Consider the following 5,902-nt stretch of genomic DNA (forward strand, 5'->3'; position numbering starts at 1 on the left):
TGAGCTAACTTCTCAGTACCGCGACGAGCCGCATCGAGCGCGTTAGCGAGCTGACAGACGACCCGCAACAGAACTTCGTCGGAACCTGTGTGAAGGAGTCGCCACTCGCGTGCGAAGTCACGGAGCTCGTCCATTAGGTCGCGGATTTCGCGCGAATAGCGGTACAGGTCCTCCCGATCAAGTGGTGTCACGAGTGCACGTGTCAAAGAGTCGATAAACTCAGAATGCAGGTGATCAGCGTCGTCTTTCAATTGAGCAAGTAAGTGGGTAGTATCCTCAGGGATGCCAACTCCATTCAACATATCGATCACCAAGGTGATCCCCTTTGTAGCGAGCGATAGCTGACGCACAAGGTCGCTCACGAGTTCTCCGGTAACTCCAGGACCAAAACTTTGCAAAAATGCGCGCAAATTGTCAAAGGGTGATGACCATCGCCTGCTCATCTGACGATCCTCGCGAGCACTTCAGTGGGCATTGCTGCCCACGCCGAATTGATTGTACCGATTGGGCTCCATTCCAGTGGAAGGCGGCTGGCCGTCCTCACATCACCCTCAAGGAGCACAGTGTTAGGCGCATCTGTTGAGGAGATGCGAGTTCCGGGAAGGACTAGGTCGAGAGTCAAGGTCTGTCACCTAGGCGGTCAGGCCTGCTGGAATGGATATCGGGGCAATGGCAGGAGGGGTAAGAGCCATAGTGGTTGACTGCCACCGGCTGGACAAAGTCACGCACCTCCAGCGATGTGAGACGAGACGTCGCCCGTTAGTGGGCAAGATGAATTCCAAGGTAAGCGAGAAGTGTTGCGAGAACGATAGTTCCTAGCATGTTGAGTGCCCCGAGATTGATCGATCCTTCGCTAGCAAGTGCGAGACTCTCAAAGGAGAGAGTGGAGAAGGTGGTATAGGCTCCGATGAACCCGTCGCCGATCGCGATAGAGTCATCGGTCGACAGTATGCCGCGTGTTCCTAGACCCACAACAATTCCTAGAAGTAGCGCCCCACTTAGGTTGATCACTAATGTTCCTACCGGAAACTCGGTGGTCAGACGGTGCATGATTGAGCGGTCGAGCAGATAGCGAGCGGTTGCGCCGAGCCCCCCGAAGATCGCGACTAAGAGCCATGTCATACTATTCCAAGACCTGTCGAGTAGCAGGAACCCGAAGGGTGAATGCTTTGATTCCAACTCCGCTAAGCGATTCCAAAAGTAGGTCAACCTTGGTAGGAGTGTCGGTAACAACGATCGCAACCCCTTCATCATCGGTCATTGACAGGAGGGTCTGTGGATGGAGATGATGGTGATTACCAAAGCCGTCGATAGCCCGGAAAGTTGAAGCACCGGAGAGGCCTAGCTCAAGAGCTTGTTGGATGATGAAGTCAGCGCTCGAGTGGTGGTGGATGCGATCGGACTCGTTAACAAAGATTATGAGTATATCGATATTCATGATGCCCTTCCCTTCTGGTTAAACAAGCCCTATGTCCCATAGTGCTTGAAGGTTTTTCTGGTGGGTTCCTGTCAGCGATGCGTTGGACTTCAGGACAGGCGTGGTAAGCCTTGGTTTGAGTCATATCGAGCGCCCTGGTCGGAAAACAAAATAGGCCAGGTCTCGACCCAAAATGGCAGCCAAAACACCGGCGATGATGGTGGCGCTTGCGTATGTAATGGCTGGTGCGAAACCCAGGCGTACTATTGTCTCAGCAAGCGAGACCGCAAGAGTGGAGAGGGTTGTGAGTCCACCGCAGAATCCCGTTGCGATGAGGAGTCTGAGGATGGGACCGGAGCGAACGGATACGAGAGGTAGCAGCGTGAGCGTGATGCCTATGATGAAGGCTCCGCCGATATTTGCGACGAAGATTCCGAGAGGGAATCTAAGCGATGACCCGAGGTGCACCTCGAGCCAAAAACGGAGGACGGCACCTATCGCACCTCCAATTAGTACTGGATATATGCGGCGAAATATTTGCATTTGAGCCAAGGTCTATTTTAATGTGGTGTTGCTGAGGAGAATCATGACGTGTGGTGTGTTGTATTGAACATAACCAAATCGAATTTTCATCTATAAATGTCCATCCATTCCGTAATCGAGCTGCCATCGCCGACATAATCTCGAGTGCGACGCAGGGGCAATCCGCGTAGAACACTCACACAAGAAGTTGTGCCCAGCGAGGAAGACATGTCTACGAAGCATAGCTTGCCTCAGGTAGCAGGCGTCGCTGGTGGGTCACATCTTCAGTAATTCATCAGTGTGTTACTGGGCTTAGTTATTGGAGTCTAGGGTACGATTAGTCAGATGTGGCACCTTTTGGCCACAATTTGAGTTAAGAGAACATCGACCAAGTTGATAGTACTTGCGGAGCTGTACTGTTGTTGTCATCGCACTGTTTGCGTTGCATGGCCTCGGATCTGGGCCGACCGTAAGCAGTGCTCACAAACGGGGTACCAGGTCTGCTATACCTGTATGTTTGGTGATGGGACTTTAGTCCCTTTGTAATCATCCAGGTCAGAGCCTATCGGGTGACGCGTGTGGGCATCTCGTGATCGGACGGGAGATGTTGGAAGGTTTGGCCCACCTGTACGCCCCTGGTAGACGAGTTTGGCTCGGAAAGCTGCTAGGGGCACGAATGATTAGCAGCGGTGAAGTTGGTTGCGGTGGCGGGACTACGGGCTTAGAGTCAAGGTGTGATGACAGACTTGCTTGTGAATTGCGTTATACAATTCTGCTGACTTGTCTTCGCGCGTAGGAAATAAAGGAGAATCACATGTTCCTTAAAGGTGGTGATGTCGCATGATGCTGGCACCTAGAGAAATAGACAAGCTTGTTATCTATCAGGTTGCCGAATTGGCTCGTCGTCGACGAGATCGAGGGACCAAGCTTAATTATGAAGAAGCAATTGCTCTCATTTGTGAAGTGGCGCTGGAGGGTGCCAGAGATGGGAAGAGTGTTGCTGAGTTAATGGCGGAGGGACGGCACGTTGTTTCCAAGGCGCAGTGCATGGAGGGCGTGAGCGACATGGTTCACCTCGTACAGGTTGAAGCAACGTTCCCAGATGGAACAAAGCTTGTTTCTATTCATGATCCAATCCAATAATAGAGAGAAAGGTGAATTCTGATGATTCCAGGAGAAGTTACGCCCGCGGATGCTCCAGATGTGGAGTTGTGCGCTGGTCGCCATCGTGAGACTATCAAGGTAAAGAATACGGGTGATCGGGGTATTCAGGTGGGTTCCCACTTTCACTTCTTTGAGGTGAACCGGGCTCTTGAGTTCGACCGTCCACGCACCCTCGGCATGCGACTTGACATCCCTGCAGGTACGTCGATCCGCTTTGAGCCAGGAGCTGAGCAGGAGGTGACCGTAGTTGATTACGGCGGTACGCGAAGAGTCGTAGGATTCAACGGTCTGGTAAACGGCTCGGTTGATTCCCCTAGGACAGCTCAAGCAGCACGAGAGGAGTCGGTGCGGCGTGGGTTCAAGGGTGCCAAGGTTGAGGCACCAAAATCGGCAAAGAAGTAGCCGCGAGCACTAAGGAGGCTTAGAACATGGCAAAAATGACAAGGAGAGACTACGCGCATCTGTATGGCCCCACCAAGGGCGATAAGGTGCGCCTGGCTGATACCTCACTCGAAATTGAGATCGAAGAAGACCTTTTGACCTATGGGGATGAGGTCGTCTTTGGTGGAGGCAAAACGATTCGCGATGGCATGGGTCAAATCCCAGGCCTACGCAATGACCAGGGAGTGCTCGATATGGTGATCACCAATGTGGTGGTTCTCGATCCCATCCTTGGGGTTATAAAGGCGGACATTGGGATCAAGGATGGCAAGATCGCGGGTATCGGCAAGGCTGGCAACCCGATGGTGATGGATGGAGTAGATCCGAATCTCATTGTCGGCGCTGGCACTGAAGCACTCGCAGGGGAGGGTTTGATCGCTACGGCTGGTGGCATAGATACTCACATCCACATGATTAGTCCCCAGCAGGCCTATAGTGCCATCACCAATGGTATCACTACCATGATTGGTGGCGGTACGGGTCCGGCGGACGGGACAGCTGCGGTGACTTCCACCCCAGGACCGTGGAACATCGCTCGAATGTTGGAGGCGGCTGAAGAGTTGCCCGTCAACTGGGGTATTCTCGGTAAGGGCAACAGCAGCTTGCCTGGGAGCCTCATCGAGCAGATCGAAGCCGGAGCGATTGGCCTAAAGGATCATGAAGACTGGGGCACCACGCCGGCCATCATTGACGAGTCATTGAAGATCGCTGATGAGTACGATATCCAGATCGCGATTCACACTGACTCACTCAACGAGTCTGGGTACGTAGAGGATACCATCGACGCAATCAATGGAAGGGCAATCCACACCTACCACACGGAGGGAGCTGGTGGAGGTCACGCTCCGGACATTATGACAATTGCTGGTCATGCATTTGCACTGCCTTCCTCGACAAACCCAACGCGTCCGTACACGGTCAACACAATTGATGAGCACCTTGATATGACGATGGTCTGTCATCATCTCAATCCTTCGGTAGCGGCTGATGTTGCCTTTGCAGAGAGCAGAATCCGCGCCGAGACGATCGCCGCTGAGGATGTACTCCACGACATGGGTCTCATCAGTATGTACTCGTCTGATAGTCAAGCCATGGGTCGTTTGGGGGAAAACTTCACCCGTCTCTTCCAGACGGCATCCAAGATGCGTGATATGCGAGGCAGACTTCCGGAGGATTCGCCAGGGAACGATAACTTCCGAGTTCTGCGTTATCTTGCGAAGCTAACGATCAACCCGGCTATCACCCACGGTGTGGCAGATGTGATTGGGTCGCTCGAGGTTGGGAAGATGGCTGACATCGTATTGTGGCCCTTCAACTCCTTCGGAGCAAAGCCAAAGCTCATCATCAAGGGTGGCTTTGTCAACTGGAGCATCATGGGTGATCCCAATGCATCGTTACCGACTCCGGAGCCGGTCTACTATCGACCGATGTTTGGGGCCTATGGTTTGGCGCTTCCAAGAACGAAGTACACCTTCATGTCCAAGGCTGCCGTTGACCTAGGGGTCGCAGGAAAACTTGGCCTGGAGAGCAAGATCCACGCAGTGAGTAAGACCCGTGCTCTCTCGAAGCACGACATGGTCCGTAACTCTACGCTGGCCAACATCACCGTCGATCCAGAGACCTACGTGGTCAAGGTAGATGGCGAGATCGCAACCTGTGATCCAGCAGAGACGTTGCCATTGACACAGAAGTACTTCTGCGTTTAGGCGAAACGAGAGAAAGCGAGGAGAGATGTCAATCCGGCACTTTGTTACTGCGGATAACGTCGACGACGCAGGAAATATTGTCGACGCCTCGAAGGCGTGCCATGGTAGCATCCGGGCCGGATTGGTGGAGGACGTGGGCGGGTTAATTGACCCGCTCACGCACCTCAATTTGGATTTTCCGGACCATCGACTTGCAGAATGCGTCGCGGTTGAGTCCTTCGAACCAGGGAGCGCCGTCCTGCGCAACAACGTTGGTCTGTTTGAGATGGCATGGCCCCAGCGAGACGCATTTGCCCACTTGGGCCGGGTCGATGTTGACGCTAGACGCATTGAGTGGCTGTCCATCATGAGGGAGCGGCGGGAAGAGAGAGAGGTAAAGTCGTGATTATTGGGAATCGACTACTGGGGAATGTGAACGACGATAGTCTCGCCTATCGTGTACAGGCACTAGAGAAGAGCGGCGACGCGGTCCGAGTCAGCATCTCAGCGTCGGACGCGCAACGCCGCCGTCAGCGTTTGACCTCGAGTTCGGGCACAGAAGTAGGTATCGCACTGGAATCAGGGTCTGCGCTACAAGATGGTGATGTGCTCTGCCAGGACGATGATGAGTCACATCTGATCCTTGTTGAGGTAGAAGCATCGGAGGCGATGG

General features: G+C 53.5%; 7 protein-coding genes and 2 pseudogenes. 5 read left to right on the forward strand and 4 right to left on the reverse strand.

Translation table 11 applies throughout. The features are described 5' to 3' along the window. The 4 genes and pseudogenes from M7439_RS11130 to M7439_RS11145 all read right to left on the reverse strand — a co-directional run. Window positions 1–443: pseudogene (locus tag M7439_RS11130) on the reverse strand (hypothetical protein); the annotation flags it as partial. Between the two features lie 316 nt (window positions 444–759). Beyond that, a complete protein-coding gene (gene crcB / locus M7439_RS11135; protein WP_298341900.1) occupies window positions 760–1,122 on the reverse strand; it encodes a fluoride efflux transporter CrcB in 363 nt (120 codons plus the stop codon). A gap of 1 nt (window position 1,123) precedes the next feature. Then, on the reverse strand, window positions 1,124–1,438 hold the full coding sequence (locus M7439_RS11140; RefSeq protein WP_298341903.1) for a DUF190 domain-containing protein: 315 nt from the start codon (window positions 1,436–1,438) through the stop codon (window positions 1,124–1,126). Window positions 1,439–1,558: 120 nt separating this feature from the next. After that, window positions 1,559–1,960, reverse strand: coding sequence for a CrcB family protein (locus tag M7439_RS11145; RefSeq protein WP_298341905.1), 402 nt, complete (start codon window positions 1,958–1,960; stop codon window positions 1,559–1,561). 819 nt (window positions 1,961–2,779) lie between these two features. Here M7439_RS11145 and M7439_RS11150 point away from each other — a divergent pair. The 5 genes and pseudogenes from M7439_RS11150 to M7439_RS11170 all read left to right on the forward strand — a co-directional run. Next, on the forward strand, window positions 2,780–3,082 hold the full coding sequence (locus M7439_RS11150) for an urease subunit gamma (protein ID WP_298341908.1): 303 nt from the start codon (window positions 2,780–2,782) through the stop codon (window positions 3,080–3,082). A gap of 21 nt (window positions 3,083–3,103) precedes the next feature. After that, window positions 3,104–3,505, forward strand: coding sequence for an urease subunit beta (locus M7439_RS11155; RefSeq protein ID WP_298341911.1), 402 nt, complete (start codon window positions 3,104–3,106; stop codon window positions 3,503–3,505). Window positions 3,506–3,531: 26 nt separating this feature from the next. Continuing rightward, a complete protein-coding gene (gene ureC, locus M7439_RS11160) occupies window positions 3,532–5,250 on the forward strand; it encodes an urease subunit alpha (protein ID WP_298443010.1) in 1,719 nt (572 codons plus the stop codon). Window positions 5,251–5,275: 25 nt separating this feature from the next. Next, the gene (locus tag M7439_RS11165; RefSeq protein ID WP_298341917.1) at window positions 5,276–5,635 is read left to right on the forward strand and encodes a hypothetical protein; all 360 of its coding nucleotides are present in this window, start codon (window positions 5,276–5,278) and stop codon (window positions 5,633–5,635) included. Continuing rightward, a pseudogene (locus M7439_RS11170) lies at window positions 5,632–5,902 on the forward strand (urease accessory protein UreE); the annotation flags it as partial. The gene M7439_RS11165 and the pseudogene M7439_RS11170, both read left to right, overlap by 4 nt.

It is taken from the genome of Ferrimicrobium sp. (assembly GCF_027319265.1).
In the GTDB taxonomy this organism is placed as follows: Bacteria; Actinomycetota; Acidimicrobiia; order Acidimicrobiales; family Acidimicrobiaceae; genus Ferrimicrobium.

Coding starts and splice junctions, on each gene's coding strand:
- crcB (WP_298341900.1), bottom strand. CDS start 1,122: ATGACATGGCTCTTAGTCGCGATCTTCGGGGGGCTCGGCGCAACCGCT.
- M7439_RS11140 (WP_298341903.1), bottom strand. CDS start 1,438: ATGAATATCGATATACTCATAATCTTTGTTAACGAGTCCGATCGCATC.
- M7439_RS11145 (WP_298341905.1), bottom strand. CDS start 1,960: ATGCAAATATTTCGCCGCATATATCCAGTACTAATTGGAGGTGCGATA.
- M7439_RS11150 (WP_298341908.1), top strand. CDS start 2,780: ATGATGCTGGCACCTAGAGAAATAGACAAGCTTGTTATCTATCAGGTT.
- M7439_RS11155 (WP_298341911.1), top strand. CDS start 3,104: ATGATTCCAGGAGAAGTTACGCCCGCGGATGCTCCAGATGTGGAGTTG.
- ureC (WP_298443010.1), top strand. CDS start 3,532: ATGGCAAAAATGACAAGGAGAGACTACGCGCATCTGTATGGCCCCACC.
- M7439_RS11165 (WP_298341917.1), top strand. CDS start 5,276: ATGTCAATCCGGCACTTTGTTACTGCGGATAACGTCGACGACGCAGGA.